Below are 25,298 nucleotides of genomic sequence, written 5' to 3'. Positions count from 1 at the left end.
TTTCCACACCCCGCGGCCATCGGCCGCATCGGGCGTCAGGCGCCGAGGATCCCGGGCAGCGCCGCGGCGAGGCGCGCGTAGTCGTCCTCGTCGTTGTACGGCGCGGCAGCCAGCCGCAGGTAGCCGCGACCCGCGAAGGCCACCGGCGGGACGACGATGCCGGCGGCATACAGCTGCTGCCAGAGCGCCTCGGCGGCGTCCGTCGTGTCGGCCACCCCCTGCGGCAGCGCGACGAGCCGCAGGCACGGGGCGGAGGGTATGCCGCCGTGCGCGGCGCGGGTGCCGAGCGCGGCTCGCACGAGCTCGGCTCCGCGGAGGAGGAGGTCGGCGTTGCGCGCCACCTGCTCCCACCCGCCGAGGTCGCGCCAGGCGGCGAGGCCGTCGGGGACCGCGACCCACGACGAGTGGTCGACGGTGCCCTGCAGGTCGAAGCGCTCGGGGTAGGGCAGACCATGGCTCCACGAGGTGACGAGCGGGCGCATGGCCTCACGGTGCTCGGGCGCGACCCACAGCGTCGCGGCGGCGCGTGGCGTGTAGGCCCACTTGTGCAGGTTGCCGGCCCAGAAGGCCACGCCGAGCGCCTCGACGTCGAGCCCCGGCAGTGCCCCCGGCACGTGGGCGGCGTCGACGAGGACCGGGACCGGGGCCACCGCGGCTGCGACTGCCGCAACGGGCAGCACGAGGGCCGTCGGTGACGTGATCTGGTCGAGAACGACGAGCCGGGTGCGGTCGGTGACGGCGGCGGCGAAGGCGGCGACGACGTCAGCCGGGTCCGCGTCGACGGGGAAGCGTGCGGTGCGCAACCTCGCTCCCCGCGCCTCGGCAGACCACCCTGCCGTGAGGTAGCCGTGGTCGCTGACCACGACGTCGTCCCCCGGACCGATGTCGAGCCCCTGGAGCACGACACCGACCGCCTCGGTGACGTTGCGCACGAGCGCGGCCCCGTCGGGCTGCACCCCGAGGAAGGCCGCCGCCGACTCCCGTGCGGCCGCCAGGGCCGCGGGCAGGTCGTCCCGGAACGCCCGCATGGGCGCCCGCTCGATGCGGGTCCGGGCGCGGTCCTGGGCCTCACGGACCGACCGGGGCACGGCCCCGAACGCGCCGTGGTTGAGGTGGGTCAGGGCCGGGTCGAGCTCGAACAGCTCGGCGATGTCACGACGCACCCGGCCATCCTGCCTCAGCGCGTCGACACCGACGACATGAGCTCCGGACAGCGGCTGGCTTCCTGCTGGGTGAGCGGGGCGACGTCGAGGCCCGCCTCCCGGGAGCGGCCCAGGTTCCACGAGAGCAGGTCCTCGCGCTCGGCGCGGACAGCGATCGCGGACGGCAGGTCGATGCAGGCCGAGAGCTCGCGGGGCAGACCCGACACGATGGTCGGCGTCGCGTCCGGTCCCAGCGTCCTGAGGTAGGAGCCGTCGAGCATGCCGGTGGCCTGGTAGCGGTCGATGTTGCGCTGGGCCACCCACGCCTCCGGGTTGGCCAGGCCGCCGACGAGCACGAAGGCCGCGGCAGACACGAGCGCGGCCCGCGGCAGCCACCACCCGGAGAGCCGGACCCCGGCCACGAGGACGAGCACGACGAGCAGGCCCAGCCAGAGCTCGAACCCGTCGACGAGCACCCGGAGGAGGGTGAACCCGTAGGCCTGCTGGTAGAGGTCCATGCGGTGCAGGGCCGACGCGACGACGACCAGCGTCAGGCCGCAGAGCGCCCCCAGCGCCACCCGGAGCACGAGCCGGTCCCGTGCGGTCGACCGCGGCGCCTTGCGCACGGCGAGGGCGACGGTGGCGAGGGTGAGCACGGTGGCGGCGGTCAGCTGGCCGAAGCCCTGGTGGACGTACTCGGCGTACGTCAGGCCGGTGGTCCGCTGGACGTAGTCGTGACCTCCGAAGAGGGCGGCAGCCTGGGCCACGACGAACGCGACGAACAGCGCGACGACGAGCCCGACCGGCACGACCCACTCCCAGGGCCGCTCGACAGGGCGCCCCTGGGGCAGGGTCACCCGCTCGACGCGCGGCGGGTTCAGGGCGACGTAGCCGGCGGCGAGGAGGGCGCCGCCCATGACGAAGCCGACGAAGAACCGGAAGGTGAGGCCGTCCCACGCGAAGTGGGGGACGAGCGCCTGCGCCCACGACCCGAAGACGGCGTCGCCCGACGCGAAGAGGCCCCCGAAGACGACGAGCGCCACGAGCGAGATGGCCGCGGTGCGCACGATGGGCCAGACGACGTGGATCCGGCTCGTGGCGGACATGGTGCGCCCGAGCAGGGGCAGCCCGCGCACGGCCGCGAGGGGCCAGGACGCGAGTCCCGCACAGAGCGAGAGCAGTCCCTTGGCGTCGGTGAGGGCCGTCGTCAGCACGACGACGCCGAGCATGACGGCGACCACCGTGAGCCACTCCGCGGCCCGCAGCACGCAGAGGGAGGCGAGGCTGACGCAGAGGATGCTGCTGAGGACCGTCCACCGCGCCGAGTGACGTCGCGCGGTCCGCCACAGGACGACACCGCCCACGACGAGGACGCCGAACAGCGCGACCCCGATCCCGCGGTACGGGAGCACCACCGCGGAGAGGACCCCGACGCCCAGGCAGACGAGCAGCAGCCGCACCTGCGGTGCGAGCCCCGTCTCGGGCCACAGGTCACCGAAGATGGAGTCGATGACCGGCTTGGGTGCCCCGACGGGGACGGGGGCGTATGCCGTGTGGCCCGGTGCCGCGCCGGGCCCTCCGGTCGTCGCGGCAGGGTCGGGTCCGGCGGCGGCAGGGACGGGTGCAGGCACGGTGGTCTCCTCGGTCGGGCCGCCTGTCGGCGTCGCTGTCTCGGTTGCTGTCTCGGCCGGTGTCTCGGCCGGGGTCTCGGCTGGTGCCTCGGTGGTCGTCTGGCCCGGTACCCGGGTGGGGACCGCGCCGTCGGTGGGGCGCTCGACGGCATACGCCTGCGTGCTGACCGGGGACCGCGGGAGGACGGCGCGGAGGCGCGCGCCCACCTGCCCCGTGGGCGGGCTGACGGCCGCGAGGGACCCGCCGTGCAGCTCGCACACCCAGCTCGCGATGGCGAGCCCGATGCCGGTCCCGCCGCCGGCGTCGTCGCCCGACCCGAAGCGGTCGAAGATGCGGTGGACGTGCTCGGGCGGGATGCCGCTGCCCTCGTCGGCGACCACGAGCCACCAGCGGTCCGGACCGTCGGGGCCCGCACTCACGGTGACGCGCCCGCCGGACGGGCTGTGCCGGGCGGCGTTGTCGAGCAGGTTGGCGAGCACCTGCTCGAGACGAGCCGCGTCCGCCGTGACGATCAGGTCGTCGGGCACGTCGACGACGTGGACCGTGCCGCGCCGCGACACCCCGGCCTCCGCGACGGCGCCGTCCACGAGGGCTCGGACGTCGACCGCGGCGAGGGCGAGAGGCGTGCGGCCGCCGTCGACCCGGCTGAGGTCGAGCAGGTCACCGACGAGGGTCCCGAGCCGTTCGGCCTGCGCCAGGGCGGTCCGCAGCACGGCGTCGTCGGGACGGACGACGCCGTCGACGAGGTTCTCGAGCAGCGCCTGCTGGGCTGCGAGCGGGGTCCGCAGCTCGTGCGAGACCGTCGCGACGAGCTGGCGGCGCTGCTGGTCCGCGCCGGCGAGGTCGGCCGCCATGGTGTTGAGGGCGTCGGCGAGGACCCCCACCTCGTCGGCCGACGTCGCCGTCACGCGACGCGAGTAGTCGCCGGTCGCCATCCGCGACGCCGCGGCGGTCATCTCGCGCAGCGGGGACGTCATCCCGCGGGACAGCCACTGCGTGACCCCGAGCGCGGCGGCGATCGTCACGGGCAGCGTGAACCAGCCCGGCACGCCTGCTCGGTCGCCGATGACCGACACGAGGGAGGCTGCCACGATGCTGGCGGCGACGAGGAGCCCGAGCTTGGCCTTGATCGAGCGGATGCCGTCCAGGGGCCGGTCGGTGTTCACAGCCCGTCCGTGCCGTCGAGGTCGTCCGGGGTCGCCGGCACATGGCCCGTCTCGAGCGCGTAGCCGACGCCGTGGACGGTCCGCACGCGCGCGGCACCGACCTTGGCGCGCAGGGACTTCACGTGGCTGTCCAGGGTGCGGGTGCCCCCGGAGTCGGCCCAGCCCCACACCTCACGCATCAGCTCGTCCCGCTCACGCACCGCGCCGGGCTCGGCGGCGAGGGCCAGGAGCAGGTCGAACTCGAGCGGTGTCAGGTGCACCTCGCTCCCCCGCGCCGTGACGCGGCGTGACCCCCGGTCGACCGTGAGGTCGCCCACGGACAGCACCGGGGGCTGCTCCGCGGCGAGCTCACGAGCGCGGTCGACCCGGCGCAGCAGCGCCCGGATGCGCGCGACGACCTCACGCATCCGGAACGGCTTGGTCACGTAGTCGTCGGCGCCGACACCGAGACCCACGAGCAGGTCGGTCTCGTCGGCGCGTGCGGTGAGCATCAGGACCGGCACAGGTCGCTCGCCCTGGATGCGACGGCACACCTCGAGGCCGTCGAAGCCGGGCAGCATGAGGTCGAGGACCACGAGGTCGGGTGCGTACTCGCCGTGAGCGGCGACCGCGCCCGGTCCGTCGAAGGCCTGGATCACTCGAAAGCCTTCGGCCACAAGGCGATCGGTGACCGCCTGGTTGATCGTCGGATCGTCCTCGACGACGAGGAGGGTCTGAGCGGCGGCGCTCGACGACGGTACGGCATACCCCTGGTTCATGCCCCCGAGCCTAGGAGCGGCCACGCGGGCGGCGAGGGTGCGACGTGTGGAGATCGTGTGAAGGTCGACCGGGCCCACACCGGCCCGGCCGACTCGCCACCCCACGGCGGCTCAGATGAAGAGCAGCTGCGCGCCCTCCGTCAGCTCGATGAAGTCCGAGGCCGAGATGATGCCCTCGACGTCGTCACGCAGGTCCTTCTCCGACAGGTGCTGCATGTCCGCCGACATCCGACAGGCCCACAGGTGACCGCCCGAGGCGACGATCTGGTCGAGGAACTCGGGGACCTCGGGGACATCGAGGTCGGCGATGGCCTTCTTCATCTGCGAGGTGGCGAGGTGCGTCATCCCGGGGATGCCACCCAGGCCCTGGGGCATGTGCGTGGCGGTGTTGCCGAGCATCGTGAACTTCAGCTCGCCCGAGGTCTTCTTGTTGATCATGTCGAAGCCCCAGAAGGTGAAGAACAGGTGCGTCTCGACCCCTTCCCCCAGAGCGGCGTTGGCGAGGATGAGACCCGGGTAGGCCATGTCGAGGTTGCCCTTGCTGCAGATGATCGCGAGCTTGCGACCCTGCGACTCCGGCGCGTCGAACGACGGCACGAACGGTGCGGTCTCGGTGGTCTGGCTGGTCATCACACACATCCCTTCGGCTTGGGGAGCCCCGCGACGTAGGCCATCTTCTTGGCCGGCTTGCCGGGGAAGAGGTCGAAGAGGGACTTGATGGGGGTGCCGGTCTGGGTGCTCACCCTGCGGAGGGTGGCGGTCTCGCCCTGGTGTGCGAAGTCGTCACGGAGGAAGTGGACGAGCTTCCAGTGGTCGTCGGTCAGCTCGATGCCGATGAGCCGCGCGAGCTCGGTGCCGAGCTCGTCGGACCACTGGTCCGGGTGGGTCAGGAAGCCCTCGTCGTTGACCTCGACGGCATGGCCGGCGATCGTCGTGGTGGGCATGGTGCGCTCCTTGTCTGTATCTGTTCCAGCTCAGGCGGCAGGGACCTTCCCCGCCATCGACATCTGCGCGGGCAGGCCGAGGGGTCGTCCGGGGAGCAGGAGGTTCCAGTAGATGTGGCGGAACGCGAGCTTGCCGATGTGGTTGGCGCGCGACTCCTTGAGCAGCGTCATCGGGCCGAGGCGCGGCAGCGGGAACGTGCCGGTCAGGGGCTCGGTGTCGTAGTTGAAGTCGAGGAGCATCGCCTTGCCGCCGCCGGACTCGACGAAGCAGTTCGCGTGCCCGTCGAACGAGTGCGTCATGGGCTTGCCCTGGATGTGCTCGAGGAAGTTCTCCACGAACACCTCGACCGAGAAGTGGGCGACCGACCCGGCCTTCGACGTCGGGATGTTGCTCGCGTCGCCGAGGACGAAGATCGACGGGTGCACGCTGGAGAGCATCGTGTGCTTGTCGACGGGCACGTAGTTCAGCTCGTCCCCGAGGCCCGACCGCGCCACGAAGTCGGCGCCCATGTTGAGCGGGATCGTCACGAGCTGGTCGTAGGCGACTTCCCGCTCGTCGTAGGACACGAGGACCCGGCGCTCCTGGTCGACGTGCTCGACCATGAAGTCGGTCTCGACCGTGATCCCCTTGTCGGCGAGCAGGTGCCCGAGCTCGCGGCTCGCGACCGGCTTGGTGAAGGCGCCGTCCAGGGGCGTGACGAAGACGATCTCGGTGCGGTCGCGCAGGCCCCGGCGGCGCAGGTGGTCATCGGCCAGGAAGGTGAACTCGAGCGGCGCCACGGGGCACTTGATCGGCATCTCGGTGACGTGGACGACGAGACGGCCTCCCGAGAAGCCGGCGAGGGAGTCGCGCAGCGCCAGGGCACCCTCGTAGGTGTAGAACTCGCCGACGCTCCGGTGCCACTCCGGTCCGAGCATCCCCGGCGTCTGGTCGGGACGGGCCGAGGTGCCGCTGGCGATGACGAGCTCGTCGTAGCCCAGCGTGCGCCCGTCGACGAGCGAGACCTCGCGGGCCTGCGGGTCGACGCGGTCGACGTCGCCGAGCACGAGCTCGACGCCGTCCGCGATGAGGGCGTGCCTGCTGCGTCTGACCTGCTCCGGCTCGATGAGCCCGAACGGCAGGAAGAGGTAGCCCGGCTGGTAGTCGTGGACGTCGTCCTTGTCGACGACGGTGATACGCCACTCGGTGGTGGGGAGGCGGTGCCTCAGCTTGTTCACGACCATGGTGCCGGCCGTGCCCGCTCCCAGAACCACGAGTGACCTCATGGTGGTGGTCATGCTCCGAAGGTACCCCCATGGGTATCAGGAGCGCTGTGAGCCACCAGACAACGAGCGTGTGACGTGCGAGACAAAGGCTTGCCTCACAAGGAAATCCGGACGAACAGGCGTCAGCTGCCCTTCAGCCACCGGCCGAACAGCCGCGTCACGAAAGGCAAGAGGACATAGGTCATCCACGGCGTCGCGAGCACGGTTGTCACAAGGACGCGCAGGACCACCGGCCACCCGGCGCTGAAGGGCGAGAGCAGGTAGGTCAGGGCGAGGCTCGTCGGGAAGAACGCGACCCAGATGACGCTCGCCTGCTTCCACCTCGGCGGCGTGGCCGGGCCCGGCTCGTGCACCGCCGACGACGCGGGTTCGTCGAACCAGCCCTCGATGCCGGTGCGGTACTCCGTCCGACGGTGCTCGACGAGGTCGGCCGCCGAGCGCAACCAGCGGATCCGCTCGGGCGAGCGCTCCCACGCGTCGAGGTGCTCGCGCGAGTCGAAGCGGTAGAGCATGTGCCAGTCCTCGCTGCCGGAACGCACCCAGCCGGCGCCGAGGAAGCCCTCGAACCGCTCGGCCATCGAGGTGCCGGCGTGCACCCAGGCCTGCATGAGCAGCTCGTCCTGCGGCGCCACCCGGCGCGTGATCGAGACGGTCAGCGGGCCGTCGTCGACGGCCGCGACGGCGCCTTCGAGGTCGATGTCGGTGTGGGTGCTCATGGTGCTCCTCTTCGGGACGCGTCCGGGACGGGCCCGAAAGGGCCCCGGGACGCGACGATGCCGGCCGCCCGAGGGGGCGACCGGCATACGTCGTCGTGATGCGCGGGTTCTGCGCTACGCGTGCTGCTGCGCTACGAGGGAGGTCAGGACCTCACTGGCCGACGCGGAAGCGCGCGAAGGACGTCGCCGTGGCGCCGCCCTCCTCGAGCACCTTGCCGACGGTCTTCTTGGCGTCCTTGGCGAACGCCTGCTCGAGCAGGACGTTCTCCTTGAAGAAGCCGTTGACGCGACCCTCGATGATGCGGGGAAGGGCGGCCTCCGGCTTGCCCTCCTCCTTGGCCGTGGCCTCGGCGACGCGACGCTCGTTCTCGACCGTCTCGGCCGGGACCTCGTCACGCGTCAGGACGGTCGGGCTGAACGCCGCGATGTGCATCGCGACGTCGCGGCCCACGGACTCGTCGCCACCCTGGAGCGCGACGAGGACGCCGATCTGCGCAGGCAGGTCGGGGCTCGTCTTGTGGAGGTAGGACACGACCTTGTCGCCCTCGAGGCGCGCCACGCGACGGACCTCGATCTTCTCGCCGATGGTGGCGTTGGCCTCGTCGAGCAGCTCCTTGACGGTCTTGCCGTCATCGAGCGTGCTCGCGAGGAGCGAGTCGGCGTCGGTGGCGCCGGCGGCGACGGCCTGCGTGAGGACCTGGTCGGCCAGGGCGATGAACTTCTCGCCCTTCGCGACGAAGTCGGTCTCGCAGTTGACCTCGACGAGGGTGCCGACGCCGTCGGTGGCCGAGGCCGCCACGAGACCGTTGGAGGCCGAGCGGCCCTCACGCTTCGTGACGCCCTTGAGGCCCTTGACGCGAAGGATCTCGATGGCCTTGGCGCGGTCGCCGTCGGCCTCGTCGAGCGCCTTCTTGACGTCCATCATGCCGGCGCCCGTCTGCTCGCGCAGCGCCTTGATGTCAGCGGCGGTGTAGTTCGCCATGCTCTGTATCGCTCTTTTCGTCAGTGGAGATTGACTCGTGTGTCAGCTGGGTCGGGCAGGTGCGGAAGGCCGTCAGGCCTTCTCGGCACCGGCCGTCGCGTCAGCGGCAGGGGTCTCGGCAGCAGCCTCGACGGGGGCCTCGACGGGGGCCTCGACGGGGGCGTCGACCGCGATCTCGGCGGCGACCTCGGGGGCCGGCGTCTCGACGGGGGTCTCGACCGGCGCCTCGGCAGCGGCCTCGGCGGCGTCGATCTCGGCGGCACCGGCCGGAGCCTCGGTCGTCGCAGCCGCGTCGGCGTAGAGCTCGCGCTCCCACTCGGCCAGGGGCTCCTCGGCCTGCGCGTCGCCACCGGACTTGCCGGAGGAACGCTGGACGAGACCGTCGGCGACGGCGTCGGCGATGACCCGGGTCAGCAGCGTGACGGAGCGGATCGCGTCGTCGTTGCCGGGGATCTTGTAGTCGACCTCGTCGGGGTCGCAGTTCGTGTCGAGGATCGCGATGACCGGCAGGCCAAGCTTGCGGGCCTCGTCGACCGCGAGGTGCTCCTTCTTCGTGTCGACGATCCAGACGGCCGAGGGGACCTTGGCCATCGTGCGGATGCCGCCGAGGGTCTTCTCGAGCTTGATCATCTCGCGCTTGAGGATGAGCAGCTCCTTCTTCGTGTAGCCCGAGCCGGCCACGTCGTCGAAGTTCAGCTCCTCGAGCTCCTTGAGGCGCGTGAGGCGCTTGGAGATCGTCTGGAAGTTGGTGAGCATGCCACCGAGCCAGCGGTGGTTGACGTACGGCATGCCGACGCGCGTCGCCTGCTCGGCGATGGGCTCCTGGGCCTGCTTCTTCGTGCCGACGAAGAGGATGCTGCCGCCGTGGGCGACGGTCTCCTTGACGAACTCGTAGGCGTTGTTGATGTACGTCAGCGACTGCTGCAGGTCGATGATGTAGATGCCATTGCGCTCGGTCATGATGAAGCGCTTCATCTTGGGGTTCCAGCGACGGGTCTGGTGCCCGAAGTGGACGCCGCTCTCGAGGAGCTGGCGCATGGTGACGACGGCCATGCCGTGTTCTCCCTTGTGTCGTGTTGTCAGTTGTGCGTGGGCGCCGTCGCCCTGCGGTCACGTGGAGCACGTGACCCGGCGGGCGGCATACGACCTCACTCCTGGCGCCTGACGCACCCCGCCCCACCGCGAACGATGGGGACTGCCGTGGTGCGACCCGGTCCGGCGGACCGGCAGAAGACGCGCGAATTACGGTCCCGTGCGACAAGCACACGTGACCGCCGACCATCGTACGTCCTGACCCTGGTGGTGGAGAAATCGTGGCGACCCGACACAATGGCCCGCATGGCGCACTGGGTTGAGACGGTCCCGACCTTCGTCGTCCTCTCGGTCGTGCTGTTCCTGCCCGGCTGGCTCGTCGTGCGGGCGCTGGGTGCCCGTGGCCTCGAGGCACTGGCCGTCTCCCCCGCCGTCTCGACCGGTCTCATCGCCGCGTCCGCGACGGTCGCCCAGCGGGCCGGTGTGCGCTGGGGGCTGCTGCCACTGCTCGTGGTGACGACGGTGACGGTGGCCGTCGCGTGGGTGGGGATGCGCCTCTTCGGCCGGCACGACCCCGACCTCGGCGCCACCCGTCGCCTCCTGGGCCGTCCACGTCCCGACGCCGTCGTGGCCGTCGTCATCGGCGCGGTGCTCGCGCTCGCGACGATCCTGCCGGCCATGGGGCGCCCGGACGAGCTCGTCGACTCGCCCGACGCCGTCTACCACCTCAGCCGGATCAAGACCTTCCTCGAGACCGGCAACTTCTCGATCGCCAACCCGACGTTCTACCCGAACGGCTTCCACTCGTGGGTCGCGACCGGCCTGCTGCCCGGGCTCGCCGACGTGCTCCCCGGCACGAACGTCGCGACCATCGTGCTCGCGGCGCTCGTCTGGCCCATCGGCTGCGTGGCGCTCGTGCGGCACGCGCTCGGCACCTCGCGCCTCGTGACGTATGCCGCGGGGTTCGCCTCCGCCGCCTTCATCGCCTTCCCGACGATCCTCCTCGGCTGGGGCGTCCTGTGGCCCAACCTCATGGCCACGGCCCTGACGCCGGGCGCCCTCGCCCTCATGCTCCAGGCCGCACGCTCGAAGCGGATCGGGCAGTGGCTCGGCTTCGTCGCCGCGATGCCGGGTCTCGCGCTCATCCAGCCCAACGCCCTCGTGGCCCTCGTCGTGTTCGCGCTCGTGTGGTTCGTGACCGCACGCCTGCGCGCCGGCTGGCTCGGCCACCTCCCCTGGCTGGTCGTCGCGCGGGACCTCGCGATCGTCGCGGTCGTCGGCGTCGTCGGCCTCGTGGCCGCTCCCGTCGTCTCGGCCCAGCTCGCCTCGACCCAGTCGTACGAGTGGAAGGACCGCGTCCCCGTCTGGACCGCGCTCGTCGAGGTCGTCGGCGGACGGCTGCAGGTCCCCGACGTGCTGTGGGGCCTCATGCTGCTCATCGCCCTCGGGATCGGCTGGATCGCCCTGCGCGCCCGAGCCGCCCTGCCGGTCGTGGCCATGTGGGGTGCGTGCGTGCTGCTGTTCGTCATGGCGGCGTCGTCGACGTTCTCGTGGACCTCGCTCGTCACCGGCTACTGGTACAACGACAAGGTCCGCCTGGCCTCGCTCGCGGCGGTCCCCGGCGTCGTCCTCGTGGCAGCAGCCGCCCCCGCCCTGCGCGAGCTGCTGCGCAAGGTGCCGGCGCTCGGGTCACGTCCGGTCGCCGTCGGGCTGGTCGCGGTGCTCGTGATCCCGCTCCTCACGCTCGGGCTCAACGGTGCCACCCGAAGCCGCATGCTCAGCGGCTTCTTCCGCCCCACCGCCCCCGAACGGGTCATCCTCTCGTTCGAGGGTCAGGACTCGTTGCGTCGCCTCGCGTCGCTCGTCCCGGCCGGCCAGGGCGTGGTGGGCCGCCCCGAGAACGGGTCGCCGCTCATGTGGGCGCTCTTCGGGACCAACACCCTCTACCGGTCCATCCCGATCCCGACGACGGGCGACGAGATCGTCATCGGCACCGGCTTCGACGACATGGCGAACCGCCCCGACGTGTGCGAGGCCATGGCGCGGCACGACATCCGTTGGGCCGTCGACTCCACCCACGTCTACTGGCTCGACCGGCCCGAGCGGTCGTCCGGCCTCGCCGACCTCGCGCACGTCGAGGGCGTCGAGCCCGTCCGCACCGACGGGGACTACACGCTCTACCGCGTCACCGGTTGCGGGCTGGGTGCGGCTGCCGGCTCCTGAGCCGGCGCTGCGGCATACGCCCTCTTCGTCTGATCCTGCCCAGGGCGTAACGCTTTCGCCCGAACCGCGATGGTGTGGGTGGAGATCCCACACGGACCCCCTGACCGGGTGGGATCTCCACTCACGTCCCGCGGCACTGACCCCTCCACAGCCACCGCGAGACGTCGGAGCCCCCGCCACGTGCCCCGGCGGGGGCTCTGGCACGTGACTACGCTCGTGGCCATGAGCTCGCCGCTGATCTCGCGCATGCAGCCCTTCGGGACCACGATCTTCGCCGAGATGTCGGCGCTCGCGACCCGGACCGGCGCGATCAACCTCGGGCAGGGCTTCCCCGACACCGACGGCCCCCGCGAGATGCTCGAGGCGGCCAAGGCCGCCATCGACGGCGGTCGCAACCAGTACCCGCCCGGCCCCGGCGTCCCCGAGCTGCTCGAGGCGGTCGCCAACCACCAGGAGCGCTTCTACGGGATCGCGCTCGCCCCCTCCTCGCAGGTGCTCGTCACCGCGGGTGCGACGGAAGCCATCGCGTCGGTCGTCCTCGCGCTCTGCGAGCCCGGCGACGAGGTCGTCACCTTCGAGCCCTACTACGACTCGTATGCCGCCACGATCGCCCTCGCCGGCGCCACTCGCCGTACGTCGGTGCTGCGTTTCCCGGACTTCGCCGTCGACGAGGCTTCGCTGCGGGCAGCCTTCAGCTCGCGCACCCGTCTCGTGCTCCTCAACACGCCCCACAACCCGACCGGCAAGGTCTTCACGCGTGCCGAGCTCGAGCTCATCGCGGCCCTGGCCCGCGAGCACGACGCCTGGGTCGTCACCGACGAGGTCTACGAGCACCTCGTCTTCGACGACGCGGTGCACGTGCCGATGGCGACGCTGCCGGGGATGTCCGACCGGACGATCACGATCAGCTCGGGAGGCAAGACGTTCTCGGCCACGGGGTGGAAGGTCGGCTGGCTGTCCGGGCCGGCCGAAGCCGTCGCGGCGGCCCGCACTGTCAAGCAGTTCCTCACGTACGTCGCATCGGGGCCGTTCCAGCCTGCCGTGGCCCTCGCCCTCGGGCTCGGCGACGAGGTGTATGCCGGCCTGCGCGACTCGCTGCAGGGCAAGCGTGACCTGCTGTGCACCGCGCTCGAGGCATCCGGACTGCAGGTCGCCCGCCCGTCCGGCACGTACTTCGTCATCGCCGACGCGGCGCCCCTCGGCGCGGTCGACGGCCTGGAGTTCGCGCGCCGGCTGCCGCAGGTCGCCGGGGTGGTGGGGGTTCCCGTGTCGGTCTTCCACGACGACCAGGACGCGGCGCGCACGTTGGTGCGCTTCGCGTTCTGCAAGCGGGACGAGGTCCTGCTCGAGGCGAGCCGCCGCCTCGCCGCCGCCGGCGCGCGCCCGTCCTCCGGCGGCTGAGCACCGCCGACCAGCTCGAGCGGCCCCACCACCCCAGGTCGGGTGCCCACCGCCCCAGCTGTTCCACGCCGGCTGCCGTCCACAGGTCCCCGCCCGGACCGTCTCTTCTCCACAGGTCCCCGCCCGGACCGTCTCTTCTCCACAGGTCGTCCGGGGACGGTGCCGACGGGTCCGGACGCAGACGAGCATGGCGTCATGTCGATCGGGTCAACCCTCCTGGGTGCCGTCCTCGCCGCCGCATCGGTGACGAGTGCGGGCGCCCTTCCGTCCGCTCCCCTCGTCCCCGGCACCGCGGGTGGTTCGCGGGTCGTCCGCCAGGCGGCCAGCGACGGGTGGGTCTGGCCGCTGGAACCGGACCCCGAGGTGGTGCGGCGGTTCGACCCGCCCGACCAGCCCTGGCTGCCCGGTCACCGCGGCGTGGACCTCTCCGCCTCCGTCGGGCAGCTCGTCACCGCACCGACCGCCGGACGCGTGTCCTGGTCCGGGGTGGTCGCGGGTCGCGCCGTGGTGGTCGTGACCCACGAGGGCGGACTGCGCAGCACCTTCGAGCCCGTGGCTGGAGCACCTGCCGTGGGAACTGCAGTGGCGCGAGGTGGTCGGATCGGCGAGGTCACCTCCACTGCCGGCCACTGTGCCCCGAAGACCTGCGTGCACTGGGGCGTGCTGCGCGGTGAGACCTACCTCGACCCGCTGTCGTTCGTGGGCCGCGCGAGAGTCATCCTGCTACCCCTCCCCTGACCGTCCGGATCTCGTCGACCATGGCGAAGGCGCACATCCGTCCACGGAGCCGGGGGTGCCGCTTCAGGCCCGGGGGTGGGCCTGCTCGTAGCTGCGCCTCAGCCGCTCGACCGAGACGTGGGTGTAGATCTGGGTCGTCGCGAGACTGGCGTGCCCGAGGATCTCCTGGACCATGCGCAGGTCCGCCCCGCCTTCGAGCAGGTGCGTGGCGGCGCTGTGGCGCAGGCCGTGCGGACCGAGGTCGGGGGCGTCGGGCAGGTGCGAGAGCAGCTCGTGGACAGCCGATCGCACCTGTCGTGCGTCGACGCGGCGACCGCGCCGGCCGAGGAAGAGCGCCGGCCCGGAGTGCTCACCGACGAGGCGGGAGCGCACCGCGAGCCAGCTCTCGATCGCGCGTCCGGCCGGGGCGCCGAAGGGCACGATCCGCTCCTTGGCCCCCTTGCCCATCACGCGCACGACGCCCTGCGCCAGGTCCACGTCGTCGATGTCGAGGGCCGCGAGCTCGCCCACGCGGATGCCGCTGGCATAGAGCAGCTCGAGCACCGCCCGGTCGCGCACGTGGATCGGGTCCTCGTCGTCGGCACGGACGGCGGCGAGGTCGAGCAGCTCGGTCGCCTCCCCCTGGCGCAGGACCCCCGGCAGGCTCGCGTGGCGCTTCGGTGCGACGAGGCGCAGAGAGGGATCGGTCGCGATCCGGCCGGTGTGCTCGGCCCACCGCAGGAACGTCCGCGCCGAGGCGGCCCGGCGGGCGATGGTCGCACGCGCGGCGCCCGCGTCGGCCTGGCTGCCCAGCCAGGATCGGAGGTCACCGATGCGCAGGTCGCCGATCTCGTCGATGCCCCGTGCAGCCGCGAAGGAAAGCAGGTGCCGGACATCACCGAGGTAGGCGCGTCGGGTGTGCACGGACCGTCCCCGCTCGGCCCCGAGGTGGCGGGAGTAGGCGTGCAGCAGCTCGGCGTGCCGCTCGAGCACGTCGGAGCCCTCCACCACATCCGTCACTCCCGCACCATCGCAAACCGGCCGCCCCCTGGCAAGCGCCGCGCCGCGACGCCCGCCCTCACCGAGGGATCGAGTGCTCATCCGAGCGGGAGCTGACGACGTTGCGGTCGTTTGCGCCACGTGCCCGCGGACTCGCCGACGAGGTCGAGCCGCTCGAGGCGGCCCAGTGCCGCCCTGACGACGAGTGGCGCCTGCGCCACCTGCCGGACGATGGCATCGAGCGTCAGGCCGGAGCGGAAGGGCACGGCCTCGAGGACGAGGGCGTCGAGCTGCGGGAGATCGTCGCCGGGCAGCACCGGGCCACGGGCCGGCTCGTGGGCGTCGTCGCCGAGGTCGCCCACGAGGTCGATGACCTCCTCGGCGCTGGTGACGAGCACGGCTCTCGCGTCACGGATCTCCTGGTGGCATCCGGACGAGGTCATCGACGTGACGGGGCCGGGAACGGCACCGACGTGGCGCCCGGCCTCGATCGCGTGCTTGACGGTGTTGCGCGAGCCCGACCGGAGGTCGGCCTCGACGACGACCGTGCCGCGCGTCATGCCGGCGATGAGCCGGTTGCGCGCCAGGAACCGTGACTTCATGGGGGCCGACCCCGGCGCCACCTCGGCGACCACCAGCCCGTCCCGCGCGATCCGCGAGATGAGGGCGGCGTGCCCTGACGGGTAGGGCCGCTCGACCCCACCGGCCAGCACCGCGACCGTGGCGCCGTCGACGGCCAGGGCCCCGCGGTGGGCGCTGCCGTCGATGCCGAAGGCCGCCCCGGACACGACGGCCCATCCCCGCTGGCACAGACCGGCGGCGATGTCGGCGGCCACTTGCTCACCGTAGGCGGTGGCAGTACGCGAGCCGACGACGGCGACGGATCGCTCGACGGTCTCCGCGAGGTCGAGCGGACCGCGCACCCACAGGCAGTAGGGCGGGATGGAGATCTGGCCGAGCCGCTCGGGCCACTCGTCGTCGCCGGGCACGACGACCCGCGCCCCGACCTTGGCTGCGATGTCGAGGTCGCGCTCGGTGTCGAGCACGGCGAGCCGCGCCGCGAAACGGGCCAGGGTCCCCCGACCGGCCCGGATGCGCTCGAGTGTCTCCACGGAGCCCAGCTGCGCCACGAGGCCGGGAACCTCCCTGTCGCACGGCTCCGCGAGCCGCGACAGTGCCGCCCGGGCAAACCGGTCAGCGTCCATCGGACACCTCCTGCGTGTCGTTCGTGGGGTGGCCTGCGGCCACGCGCCGGCGGGGCCTCCTCGTCCTCATGCGGCGACCCCGGCCCGGTGACGCAGGGACAGTGCGAGGTCGACCTGCTCAAGCCCGGGCCGTTGGAGACCCATGACGTCGGCGATGGTCCACGCGCACCGCAGCGTACGGTCGTAGCCGCGCAGGCTGAGCGCTCCCCGCTCGAGCGCACGGTCGAGCGTGGAGGTCGCCGTGCTGGGAAGGCGCCACGGCCGGCCCCGCAGCACCGAGCCCGGCACGTCGGCGTTGACCCCGCGGCGGCGCTCGAGGACCTCCCGCCAGCGCTCCCCCTGTGCTGTTCGGGCGGCGGTGACCCGCGCCGCCACCGAGGCCGTGGACTCCCCCGCCTGCGCTCCCGCCATCGACAGCCCCGGGGGCTGCACGTGCACCTGGAGGTCGACGCGGTCGAGCAGCGGCCCGCTGAGCTTGCCGAAGTAGGAGCGGCGCATGAGCGGGGTGCACGTGCAGTCCAGGCCCTTCCCCCACCCGTTGCCGCACGGGCAGGGGTTGGCGGCCAGGACGAGCTGGAACCGAGCCGGGAAGGTGACCGTCTCCTGTGCCCGTGCGATGGAGACCGACCCGCGCTCGAGCGGCGTGCGCAACGACTGGAGGACGCTCTTGTCGAACTCCGGCGTCTCGTCGAGGAAGAGGACTCCGTGGTGGGCCTGGGTGATCGCGCCGGGGCGGATGCGTCCGGAGCCGCCACCGATGACGGCCGCCTGCGACGCCCCGTGGTGGGGTGCCACGAACGGGGGCCTGGAGATGAGTCGGGCGTCCTGCCCGGACCCGAGGGTGCCGAGCACCGAGTGGATCGCCGTGACCTCCATCGACTCGGCCTCGCCGAGCGCAGGCAGCAGTCCCGGCAGCCGCTCGGCCAGCATCGTCTTGCCCGCCCCGGGCGGACCGGCGAACAGCAGGTGATGGCCTCCGGCCGCAGCGATCTCGAGCGCGAGCTTGGCGTCGGCCTGACCGACGACCTCGCTGAGGTCGCGCACCGGGTCCGGCGGTGGCGGAGCGACCGGGGGCACCGGCACCTCCTCGACACCGCGTCCCTTCCCGAGCGCGTCGTAGCGTCGGACCAGCTCCGTGACGTCGGCCACCGGGTGCACGTGCACCCCGGAGACGAGGCGGGCCTCCCCGGCGTTGGCGACCGGGACGACGACGTGCCGGACGCCGACGAGGGAGGCCGCGCGCACGAGGGGCAGCACCCCGGGGACCGGGCGCACCGTCCCGTCGAGGCCGACCTCGCCGATGTGGACGACATCGCGCACGACGCCGACCTTGACGAGCTCCATCGCCGCAGCGACGGCGATGAAGATGCCGAGGTCGAAGCCCGTCCCGACCTTGCGCTCCCCCGCCGGTGACAGGTTGACGGTGACCCGACGCTGGCTCACCGGCATCTTCTCGATGAGCGCGGCCGCGGCCTTGATCCGGTCCGAGGACTGCTTGACGGCCGAGTCGCCCAGGCCGCTGATCGCAAAACCGGGCAGGCCCTGGGTCACGTGGGCCTCGACGTCGACGACGAACCCGTGCACGCCCCGCAGCCCGACCGACCGGGTGCGACCGAGTCCCATCAGCACACCGCCCTGAGGTGCTCGAGGCGCGCCCGACCTGCGCGCGGCCGCAGGATGGAGATGACGTCGATGCGCAACGAGAGACCCCGCGCCAGGTCGACGTGGTCGTCGCGCCACAGCCCGGCGAGCCGTCGCAGGCGCCGCTGCTTGCTCCACGTCACCGCCTCGAACGGCGCCCCGTAGGCCTCGGTCGTGCGGGTCTTGACCTCGCAGACCACGAGCTCGCGGCCGTCGCGGGCGACGACGTCGATCTCACCGCGCACGCACCGCCAGTTGCGGTCGATGACCGTGAGTCCCTGCGCGAGCATGTAGCGGCACGCGAGTCGTTCGCCGTAGTCGCCGAGGGCGCGGGTGGAGAGGTCCATGGCGGCCACTCTCGCGCCGCCGGGTCACCGCGGACACCCGTCCGCGCGAGGCTGTGGACGGCATACGCCATCGGTGAGGGGGTGTGGACGACGCGGCCTCGCGGCCGGGCGTCAGCTGAAGTCGCCGCTCTCCGGGAGCTTGATGTCGGGCTTGGGCAGCTCCTCGACGTTGACGTCCTTGAACGTCACGACCCGGACGTTCTTGACGAACCGCGCCGGCCGGTAGATGTCCCACACCCAGGCGTCGGCCATCGTCACGTCGAAGAACACCTCCCCGCCGTCGCTGCGCACCTTCACGTCGACGGAGTTGGCGAGGTAGAAACGGCGCTCGGTCTCGACGACGTGCGTGAAGAGGCCGACGACGTCGCGGTACTCCTTGTAGAGCTGGAGCTCCATCTCGGTCTCGTACTTCTCGAGATCTTCCGAACTCACCTGATCGCCGTCCCTGTCTGCTCTGCCGTGGTGGGCACCGGAGCGAGGTTCTCCGTGCCCTCATTCAACACCTCGTCGGGCTCCTCCACGTAGACGCCGGGCAGGCGCCACGAGCGACGGTGCAGCTCGCACGGGCCGAGGCGGGCGAGGGCGTCCATGTGCTCGGGCGCGGAGTAGCCCTTGTTGAGCGACCAACCGTAGGCCGGGTGGTCCGCCGAGAGGGCCACCATCATCTGGTCCCGCTCGACCTTCGCGAGCACGCTGGCCGCCGCTACTGACGAGCACTTCAGGTCGGCCTTGACCATCGTGGTCACCGGCGGGGTCGTCGGGCCGGCGTCGTCGGCGAAGGCGAAGAGCCCGACCTCCGCCGGCGCCGTGAGCCAGTCGTGGTTGCCGTCGAGGATGACGAGGTCAGGCACGACCCCGAGGGCGCCCAGGGCCCGTGTACCGGCCAGCCGCAGCGCCCGCATGATGCCGATCTCGTCGATCTCGTCGGCGCTCGCGTGACCGACTGCATAGGCCACGGCCCACCGCTGGATGCGGGGCACGAGCACCGTGCGGGCCTTCTCGGTGAGCAGCTTGGAGTCCTTGACCCCGATCGGCGCCGACCGGACGGTCTCGTCGATGACGACGACCCCGACGCTGACCGGGCCGGCGAGCGCTCCGCGGCCGACCTCGTCCATGCCGGCGAGCAGACGGTGGCCGGAGCGCTGCAGGGCGCGCTCGACCCGCAGTGAGGGTTTCGTGGACGATGCAGGTCGTGCCATGGTGCCGGGGCTGCCGATCAGCCGGCCTTCGTCGTCGACGCGGCCGGCGTGCCGGTGGGGCGCGGGTTGGTCGTGGCCTTGCCCGTCGGCTTGGTCGACGGCGTCGTGGCCGTCGGCACCTGCGAGAAGGTGCGCTCGGGCACGCCGAGCCACGTCACGTGGTCGATGGGCCACACGACGAACAGGGCGCGGCCCACGATCTTGTCCATCGGCACGGAACCGGTGGCTCCGGTGCCGTCGTCGTGCCACCGGCTGTCGGAGGAGTCGCTGCGGTGGTCGCCCATGACCCAGATACGGCCGGCCGGCACGGTGATGTCGAACTTCTTGCCCTCGCTCGGGTAGTCGCCCGGCTTGACGTAAGGCTCGGTGATCTCGACGCCGTTGACCTTGATCTTGCCGGTGTCGCCGTCAGCCTGGACGTGGTCGCCGGGTAGCCCGATGACGCGCTTGATGAGGTGGTTCTCCGAGTCCTCGGGCAGCAGCCCGACGAACACGAGGGCGTCGTGGAAGGGCCCGCCGACGTTGCTGCGCTGGCCGCTGAGGTCGCCGAGCCAGGGGGTGGGCACGCCCGGGTCCTCGAAGACGACGACGTCGCCCCTCTTGAGGTCGAAGGGTCCGGGCGTCAGCTTGCTGACGATGACGCGGTCGTCCTTGACGAGGGTGTTCTCCATCGAGCCCGACGGGATGTAGAAGGCCTGGAAGAGCCACGTCTTGACCACGAAGGAGAGCGCCATCGCGAGGACGACGACGATGACGAGCTCCTTGATGCCGGCCAGGATGGTCGCGCCGAAGCTGCGGGGCTCGTCGTCGTCGTAGTCGTCGAGGTCGTCGTCGATGTCGTCGGTGTCGTCAGCAGTGCGCCCGCGCGTCGGGTCTTCGGGGCGTCCGGTGTACTGCGACATCACTCACCATTTCGTGGGACGGAGGCAATTTGTCCTTGGTCGACCGGTCCGAGCCGATCGAGCGGCCAGTATCGCACCCAAACCTTGCCGATCATGTCGTCCCCCGGCACCATGCCGCCACCCGGATCGCCGAGGTGCGCGCGGGAGTCGGCGGACGAGCCGCGGTTGTCGCCCATGACCCAGAAACGGTCGGGAGGGACCGTCACGTCGAAGGTCAGGTTGCTCGGTCTCTGGCCCGCGGCGACGTAGGGCTCGGTGACGGCGACCCCGTTGATCTCGAGTCGTCCGTCGGCCGCGCAGCACCGAACGTGGTCGCCCGGCAGGCCGATGACCCGTTTGACGTAGTCGGTCGGCTGGCCCTTCCCGGCCAGGCTCTCGACGGCCTCGACCAGTGTCTGCGCGATGCCCCGCTCGGGCACCCGCAGGTTGAACGCCTGGGACGCGTCGAAGACGACGATGTCCCCGCGACGGAGGTCGGCCGTCGCCGTCGTGCGGCTGACGAGGATGCGGTCGCCGATGAGCAGCGTGTCCTGCATCGACTCGCTCGGGATGCCGAAGGGCGTCACGAGGAAGGCGCGGACGACGACGATCGCGATGAGCAGCAGGGCGGGACCGAGCAGCCACCGGTGACGGCGCGCGGCGGCATACACCCGGCTGTGCGCGACCCGGTCCTCGCGACCACCGGACGCGGCGGGCTCCCCCGAACGCGACGGAGGCGCGGTGGACCCCGGCTCTAAGGGCGTCTCGGATGTCTCCGGGACGGCCCGCTCGGGGTCCACCGCGCCTCGCGTTACTGGACGGACGACTGCGTCAGCAGGTCGTCAGCTCTTCGCGCCGGCCTTGGCCGGGATGCTGTCGCGCTTCTCGCGGATCTTGGCGGCCTTGCCGCGCAGACCACGCAGGTAGTAGAGCTTCGCGCGACGGACGTCACCGCGGGTCACGACCTCGATCTTGTCGATGACCGGGGTGTGCAGCGGGAAGGTGCGCTCGACGCCGACACCGAAGGAGATCTTGCGAACGGTGAAGGTCTCGCCGATGCCGCCGCCGTGACGACGGATGACGATGCCCTGGAACACCTGGACACGCGAGCGCGTGCCCTCGATGACCTTGACGTGGACCTTGAGGGTGTCGCCGGCGCGGAACTCGGGAACGTCCGAGCGCAGCGATGCGGCGTTGATGTCGTCAAACGTGTGCATGATGCTTCGCTTTCCTGGGTGCCACAGGCCACCTCGTCACAAAGGTGTGGACGCGTCCGTCGGGCCGCGTCGAGTCACCGGTGCTGCTCGTCGTGCTGGGTGGTGACCCGACTCCCCCTGTGGCAGGGGCCGTCGTGTGCCGGACGCAAGGAGCAAGTCTGCCAGAGCAGACGGCTGAGCAGAAATCGGGGACCGTTGCACCGGCCGGCCGTGCCCTAGCGTGGGGCCGTGAGTGTCTCCCCCGGCTGGCCCGTGTACGTCTGTCTCGCCATCCTCATGCTCGTGACGGTGGTCGCCAACCGGGTCAGCGGCGTCGGCCTGGGACGCCAGTCGGCGATCGCGGGCGCGCGGGCGGTCGTGCAGCTCTCGCTCGTGGCCCTCGTCATCACCGCGGTGGTCGGCTCCCTGTGGTGGTCGTTCGTCGCCGTGGGCGCGATGTTCGCGACGGCCGTCGCCACGACGTCCAAGCGCGTCGGCGCCCCGGGGACCTGGCCGTGGGCCGCCGCAGCGATGGCGTGCGGCATAGTCCCGGTCGTCGGGATCGTGCTGGCCACAGGCTCCGTGCCGCTGACGGGGATCGCCGTCATCCCCGTCGCGGGCATCGTCATCGGCAACACGATGACGGTGCACACCCTCGTCGGTCGGCGCACCTTCGCGGCGCTGCGCGAGGAGCACGGACAGTACGAGGCATCGCTGTCGCTCGGACTCACCTCGAGCCAGGCCATCGACGAGATCATCGCCCGGCGCGTGCCCGAGGGCATCGTCCCGAGCCTGGACCAGGTGCGCACGTCGGGCATCGTGACGCTCCCCGGCGCCTTCATCGGCGTCATGCTCGGTGGCGGCAGTGCCGTCCAGGCGGCGACGGCGCAGGTCCTCGTGCTCTTCGCGATCATGGCCACGCAGTCGATCACGGCGGGGGTGCAGGCCGCCCTGATCCGCCGGCGCCTCCTGCTGCCGGACGACCTCGGCCTGGCCCTGGTGTCGTGAGCGACCCGACCGTCAGCCGCGACGGCGCTTGACGAGCGTGACCGCGCCGGGGACCGGCGCGGGCGTCTCGACGAGGCGGTACCCGGCCTTCTTGTACATCCGGAGGTTGTCGGCGCTGCGTGCGCCGGTCACGAGGGTGAACGTGCGTATGCCGTCCGGTGCCGTGGCCTCGGCGTGCTCGAGCAGGCGCCGGCCGAGTCCACGACCCTGCAGGTCGGGCACGACGCAGAGGCGTCCGATGAACCAGTCGTCCCCGGACGACGACTCGGTCGAGGTGCGCGACGTCCGCACCGCACCGACGAGCCGCCCCCCGCTGCGAGCCACCCACGTCTGCGTGGTGTCGAGGTCGGACCGGACGTCGTCGAGGCTCTCGTGCAGCGCGGGGATGTCGAGGGTGCCGTTCGCGACGGCCTCCTGCACCCAGCAGGCGCGCATCAGGACGGCGAGCTCCGGCACGTCGCCGGGGGTCGCCGCGGTGATCTCGACGTCGCTGCCATCGGTCCCGTGCGAGGCGTGGAGCAGGTCGGGTCGACGGGCGGCCGTGCGGGCGAGCCGCTGGGCGTGGCGCCAGTCGGCGATGGCGCCGTGGTTGCCGGACAGCAGGACCGGTGGGACCTCGCGGCCATTCCACGAGCTGGGCTTGGTGTAGATGGGGTACTCGAGCAGACCGTCCTCGTGGGACTCCTCGACGAGCGACTCGGCGTTGCCGATGACCCCCGGGACGAGCCGTCCGACGGCCTCGACCATGGCGAGCACGGCCACCTCGCCGCCGTTGAGGACGTAGTCGCCGAGGCTGACGACGGAGACCTCGAGACCGAGGTCCTCGCGGGCGTGGTCGTACACGCGCTCGTCGATGCCCTCGTAACGCCCGCAGGCGAACGCAAGCCACGGCTCCTGCGCGAGCTCGCGCGCCAGCGCCTGCGTGAACGGCTGCCCGCCGGGACCGGGCACGATGAGTCGCGGCTTCGCGCCGGACGGGTTGTCCTGCGCGAGCACGTGGTCGAGCGCCTCGGCCCAGGGCTGCGGCTTCATGACCATGCCGGCTCCGCCGCCGTACGGGGTGTCGTCGACGGTGCGGTGGCGGTCGTGGGTGAAGTCGCGCAGGTCGTGGACGCGGACGTCGAGCAGCCCGTCCTCGCGCGCCTTGCCGATGAGCGACAGGTCGAGCGGGGCGAGGTACTCGGGGAAGATCGTGACGACGTCGACGCGCATGGAGGGCCGAGCCGCCTGCTGCTCGGGCACCGTCACTCGGTGCCCTCGCGGTAGAGGTCGAAGAGTCCGGGTGGCGGGTCGACGACGACGTGGTCGGCGGCGACGGTGGGGACGATGCGCCGCACGAACGGGACGTAGGCCGTGACGCCGTCGGTGAGCGTGACGACGAGGCGGTCCTGGGCGGGGCCGATCTCGAGGCCGCTCACGGTGCCGACCTTCTCGCCCGTCGTGTCACGCACCTCGAGGCCGACGAGGTCCTCCTCGTAGAAGGCGTCGTCCTCCGCCTGCGGGTCGGACTCGGGCAGCACGAGACGGGTGCCTCGCAGGCTCTCGGCGCCGGAGCGGTCGGGGATCTCCTCGAACGTGAGCAGCCAGATGCCGCGGTGCACCCGGGTCGAGGCCACGGTGAGCGTGGTCGGCACCCCGGACCCCGGCTCGGACTCGGTCGCGATGACGGTGCCGACGGCGAAGCGGGTCTCGGGGTCGTCCGTGTGCAGCTGGACGGTCACCTCTCCCAGCAGTCCGTGGGGTTTGCCGATGCGGGCGAGCACGACGTTCATGGGCCGAATCCTCTCAGTTCTGGCGGGCGCAGGAGACCACTCGTCGAGAGGTGGTGACCCGCTGACGACGAGAGGGGCGCCCCGGCAGAACCGGGACGCCCCTCTCGGTGCATCGGTGAGTCCGGAGCCCTGGAGCTCTGGAGCTGCGTGACTCCAGAGCTCGGGCTCGAGTCGTCGGCGCTCAGCGTGCGCGGTCGGTGTCGACGATGTCGACGCGCACGTTGTTGTTGCCCGCCAGGGCTCCGACGACGGTGCGCAGCGCGCTCGCCGTGCGGCCGGAGCGACCGATGACGCGGCCGAGGTCGTCGGGGTGGACCCGGACCTCGAGCAGCTCACCGCGGCGCAGCTCCTTGCGGCGCACGACGACGTCCTCGTCGTGGTCGACGATGCCCTTGACGAGGTGCTCGAGCGCCTCCTCGAGCATGCTCAGGCCTCGGCCTTCGCGGACTCGTCGGCAGCGGCCTCGGCCGGAGCCTCGGCCTTCTCGTCGGCCTTCTCGTCAGCCTTGGGCTCGGCCTTCTTGGCGGCCTTCTTGCGCGGCGTCGGACCGTCGGTGCCGGCGTCCTTCTTGCCACCGGCAGCGGCGACAGCAGCCTCGTAGAGGTCCTTCTTCGGGGTCTTCGGCTCCTTGGTCTGGAGCTTGCCCTCGTCCACGATCTTGATGAGCGCCGCGACGGCCTCGGTCGGCTGGGCGCCCTGGCTCAGCCAGTAGTGCGCGCGCTCGATGTCGATGTCGATGAGCGACGGCTGCTCGGTGGGGTGGTACTTGCCGATCTCCTCGATCGCACGGCCGTCACGCTTGGTGCGCGAGTCCATGACGACGACGCGGTAGAACGGTGCACGGATCTTGCCCATGCGCTTCAGACGGATCTTGACTGCCATGGTGGCGGTCTCCTCAACCAGTAGTGAGCGCGGCGAGACCGACTGGGTTCAGACGGGGAGCCGACGCTCGGTGTGTAGGCGTCCGGTCCAGCCGAGAGGGGGCCGGACGGGTACAGCCCTCCATTCTGCCAGACCCGGAGGGGTGCTCCGGACACGCACCCCTGCACCCCACCGGGAGGCGTATGCCGT

26 protein-coding genes are annotated in these 25,298 nt (G+C 71.7%); 4 read left to right on the top strand and 22 right to left on the bottom strand.

Annotated elements, in window-relative coordinates; all coding sequences use genetic code 11:
- Positions 1 to 35: 35 nt before the first annotated feature.
- The 9 genes from ABD831_RS08060 to rpsB all read right to left on the bottom strand — a co-directional run bounded on the left by ABD831_RS08060 (position 36) and on the right by rpsB (position 9,659).
- Positions 36 to 1,163, bottom strand: a complete 1,128-nt coding sequence (locus ABD831_RS08060; protein ID WP_344944119.1) for an aminotransferase class V-fold PLP-dependent enzyme — start codon at positions 1,161 to 1,163, stop codon at positions 36 to 38.
- Positions 1,164 to 1,177: 14 nt separating this feature from the next.
- Positions 1,178 to 3,940, bottom strand: coding sequence for a DUF4153 domain-containing protein (locus ABD831_RS08055; RefSeq protein ID WP_344944117.1), 2,763 nt, complete (start codon positions 3,938 to 3,940; stop codon positions 1,178 to 1,180).
- Entirely contained in the window at positions 3,937 to 4,698 is a 762-nt protein-coding gene (locus tag ABD831_RS08050) for a response regulator (protein ID WP_344944114.1), read from the bottom strand. The genes ABD831_RS08055 and ABD831_RS08050 overlap by 4 nt, the downstream gene beginning before the upstream one ends.
- Positions 4,699 to 4,809: 111 nt before the next feature.
- Positions 4,810 to 5,328 carry a DsrE/DsrF/DrsH-like family protein gene (locus ABD831_RS08045; RefSeq protein WP_344944112.1) on the bottom strand — a complete coding sequence of 173 codons (519 nt, stop codon included), beginning with the start codon at positions 5,326 to 5,328 and terminating at the stop codon, positions 4,810 to 4,812.
- Positions 5,328 to 5,642, bottom strand: a complete 315-nt coding sequence (locus ABD831_RS08040; RefSeq protein ID WP_142177363.1) for a TusE/DsrC/DsvC family sulfur relay protein — start codon at positions 5,640 to 5,642, stop codon at positions 5,328 to 5,330. The genes ABD831_RS08045 and ABD831_RS08040 overlap by 1 nt, the downstream gene beginning before the upstream one ends.
- Before the next feature lie 30 nt (positions 5,643 to 5,672).
- Positions 5,673 to 6,920: a type III sulfide quinone reductase, selenoprotein subtype gene (sqr, locus tag ABD831_RS08035; RefSeq protein WP_344944109.1), complete on the bottom strand. Its 1,248-nt coding sequence runs from the start codon at positions 6,918 to 6,920 to the stop codon at positions 5,673 to 5,675.
- A 110-nt stretch (positions 6,921 to 7,030) separates the two neighbouring features.
- A complete protein-coding gene (locus ABD831_RS08030) occupies positions 7,031 to 7,624 on the bottom strand; it encodes an antibiotic biosynthesis monooxygenase (protein ID WP_344944105.1) in 594 nt (197 codons plus the stop codon).
- A 151-nt stretch (positions 7,625 to 7,775) separates the two neighbouring features.
- Positions 7,776 to 8,606: a translation elongation factor Ts gene (gene tsf / locus ABD831_RS08025; RefSeq protein ID WP_142177361.1), complete on the bottom strand. Its 831-nt coding sequence runs from the start codon at positions 8,604 to 8,606 to the stop codon at positions 7,776 to 7,778.
- 72 nt (positions 8,607 to 8,678) lie between these two features.
- Positions 8,679 to 9,659, bottom strand: coding sequence for a 30S ribosomal protein S2 (rpsB, locus tag ABD831_RS08020; RefSeq protein WP_344944100.1), 981 nt, complete (start codon positions 9,657 to 9,659; stop codon positions 8,679 to 8,681).
- 285 nt (positions 9,660 to 9,944) lie between these two features.
- On the opposite strand from rpsB, the gene ABD831_RS08015 reads away from it, so the two are divergent.
- The 3 genes from ABD831_RS08015 (at position 9,945) to ABD831_RS08005 (ending at position 14,000) form a co-directional block, all read left to right on the top strand.
- Complete coding sequence (locus ABD831_RS08015; RefSeq protein WP_344944097.1) at positions 9,945 to 11,861, top strand: DUF6541 family protein; 1,917 nt, start codon at positions 9,945 to 9,947, stop codon at positions 11,859 to 11,861.
- Between the two features lie 222 nt (positions 11,862 to 12,083).
- Positions 12,084 to 13,262 (top strand): pyridoxal phosphate-dependent aminotransferase, encoded by a 1,179-nt coding sequence (locus tag ABD831_RS08010; RefSeq protein ID WP_344944094.1) that lies wholly within the window; start codon positions 12,084 to 12,086, stop codon positions 13,260 to 13,262.
- Between the two features lie 195 nt (positions 13,263 to 13,457).
- Entirely contained in the window at positions 13,458 to 14,000 is a 543-nt protein-coding gene (locus ABD831_RS08005) for a M23 family metallopeptidase (protein WP_344944091.1), read from the top strand.
- A 63-nt stretch (positions 14,001 to 14,063) separates the two neighbouring features.
- Here the strand turns inward: ABD831_RS08005 and ABD831_RS08000 are convergent, their stop codons facing one another.
- The 9 genes from ABD831_RS08000 to rplS form a co-directional block, all read right to left on the bottom strand.
- On the bottom strand, positions 14,064 to 14,990 hold the full coding sequence (locus ABD831_RS08000) for a tyrosine recombinase XerC (RefSeq protein ID WP_425582807.1): 927 nt from the start codon (positions 14,988 to 14,990) through the stop codon (positions 14,064 to 14,066).
- An 86-nt stretch (positions 14,991 to 15,076) separates the two neighbouring features.
- Positions 15,077 to 16,183 carry a DNA-processing protein DprA gene (dprA, locus tag ABD831_RS07995; protein ID WP_344944085.1) on the bottom strand — a complete coding sequence of 369 codons (1,107 nt, stop codon included), beginning with the start codon at positions 16,181 to 16,183 and terminating at the stop codon, positions 15,077 to 15,079.
- A 66-nt stretch (positions 16,184 to 16,249) separates the two neighbouring features.
- The gene (locus ABD831_RS07990; protein ID WP_344944082.1) at positions 16,250 to 17,806 is read right to left on the bottom strand and encodes a YifB family Mg chelatase-like AAA ATPase; all 1,557 of its coding nucleotides are present in this window, start codon (positions 17,804 to 17,806) and stop codon (positions 16,250 to 16,252) included.
- Positions 17,806 to 18,171, bottom strand: coding sequence for a YraN family protein (locus ABD831_RS07985; protein WP_344944080.1), 366 nt, complete (start codon positions 18,169 to 18,171; stop codon positions 17,806 to 17,808). Before ABD831_RS07985 ends, ABD831_RS07990 begins: the two co-directional genes overlap by 1 nt.
- Before the next feature lie 111 nt (positions 18,172 to 18,282).
- The gene (locus tag ABD831_RS07980; protein ID WP_030146655.1) at positions 18,283 to 18,603 is read right to left on the bottom strand and encodes a DUF2469 domain-containing protein; all 321 of its coding nucleotides are present in this window, start codon (positions 18,601 to 18,603) and stop codon (positions 18,283 to 18,285) included.
- Positions 18,600 to 19,370, bottom strand: a complete 771-nt coding sequence (locus tag ABD831_RS07975) for a ribonuclease HII (RefSeq protein ID WP_344944077.1) — start codon at positions 19,368 to 19,370, stop codon at positions 18,600 to 18,602. The genes ABD831_RS07980 and ABD831_RS07975 overlap by 4 nt, the downstream gene beginning before the upstream one ends.
- 17 nt (positions 19,371 to 19,387) lie before the next feature.
- Entirely contained in the window at positions 19,388 to 20,272 is an 885-nt protein-coding gene (gene lepB / locus ABD831_RS07970) for a signal peptidase I (RefSeq protein ID WP_344944074.1), read from the bottom strand.
- Positions 20,272 to 21,051, bottom strand: a complete 780-nt coding sequence (lepB, locus tag ABD831_RS07965; RefSeq protein WP_344944072.1) for a signal peptidase I — start codon at positions 21,049 to 21,051, stop codon at positions 20,272 to 20,274. The genes lepB (ABD831_RS07970) and lepB (ABD831_RS07965) overlap by 1 nt, the downstream gene beginning before the upstream one ends.
- 42 nt (positions 21,052 to 21,093) lie before the next feature.
- Positions 21,094 to 21,468: a 50S ribosomal protein L19 gene (gene rplS, locus ABD831_RS07960; protein ID WP_344944069.1), complete on the bottom strand. Its 375-nt coding sequence runs from the start codon at positions 21,466 to 21,468 to the stop codon at positions 21,094 to 21,096.
- Between the two features lie 228 nt (positions 21,469 to 21,696).
- On the opposite strand from rplS, the gene ABD831_RS07955 reads away from it, so the two are divergent.
- The gene (locus ABD831_RS07955; RefSeq protein WP_344944067.1) at positions 21,697 to 22,455 is read left to right on the top strand and encodes an ABC transporter permease; all 759 of its coding nucleotides are present in this window, start codon (positions 21,697 to 21,699) and stop codon (positions 22,453 to 22,455) included.
- Between the two features lie 12 nt (positions 22,456 to 22,467).
- Here the strand turns inward: ABD831_RS07955 and trmD are convergent, their stop codons facing one another.
- The 4 genes from trmD to rpsP all read right to left on the bottom strand — a co-directional run bounded on the left by trmD (position 22,468) and on the right by rpsP (position 25,109).
- Positions 22,468 to 23,667 carry a tRNA (guanosine(37)-N1)-methyltransferase TrmD gene (gene trmD / locus ABD831_RS07950; RefSeq protein ID WP_344945371.1) on the bottom strand — a complete coding sequence of 400 codons (1,200 nt, stop codon included), beginning with the start codon at positions 23,665 to 23,667 and terminating at the stop codon, positions 22,468 to 22,470.
- A gap of 32 nt (positions 23,668 to 23,699) precedes the next feature.
- A complete protein-coding gene (gene rimM, locus ABD831_RS07945) occupies positions 23,700 to 24,227 on the bottom strand; it encodes a ribosome maturation factor RimM (protein WP_142177349.1) in 528 nt (175 codons plus the stop codon).
- A gap of 181 nt (positions 24,228 to 24,408) precedes the next feature.
- Positions 24,409 to 24,651, bottom strand: coding sequence for an RNA-binding protein (locus ABD831_RS07940; protein WP_030146663.1), 243 nt, complete (start codon positions 24,649 to 24,651; stop codon positions 24,409 to 24,411).
- 2 nt (positions 24,652 to 24,653) lie between these two features.
- Complete coding sequence (gene rpsP / locus ABD831_RS07935) at positions 24,654 to 25,109, bottom strand: 30S ribosomal protein S16 (protein ID WP_344944063.1); 456 nt, start codon at positions 25,107 to 25,109, stop codon at positions 24,654 to 24,656.
- Between the last annotated feature and the right edge of the window lie 189 nt (positions 25,110 to 25,298).

Origin of the sequence: Terrabacter ginsenosidimutans (assembly GCF_039539425.1) — a bacterium.
In the GTDB taxonomy this organism is placed as follows: Bacteria; Actinomycetota; Actinomycetes; order Actinomycetales; family Dermatophilaceae; genus Terrabacter; species Terrabacter ginsenosidimutans.
The sequence above is the reverse complement of the archived record's forward strand: the minus strand, read 5'-3'. Positions and strand labels throughout refer to the sequence as shown.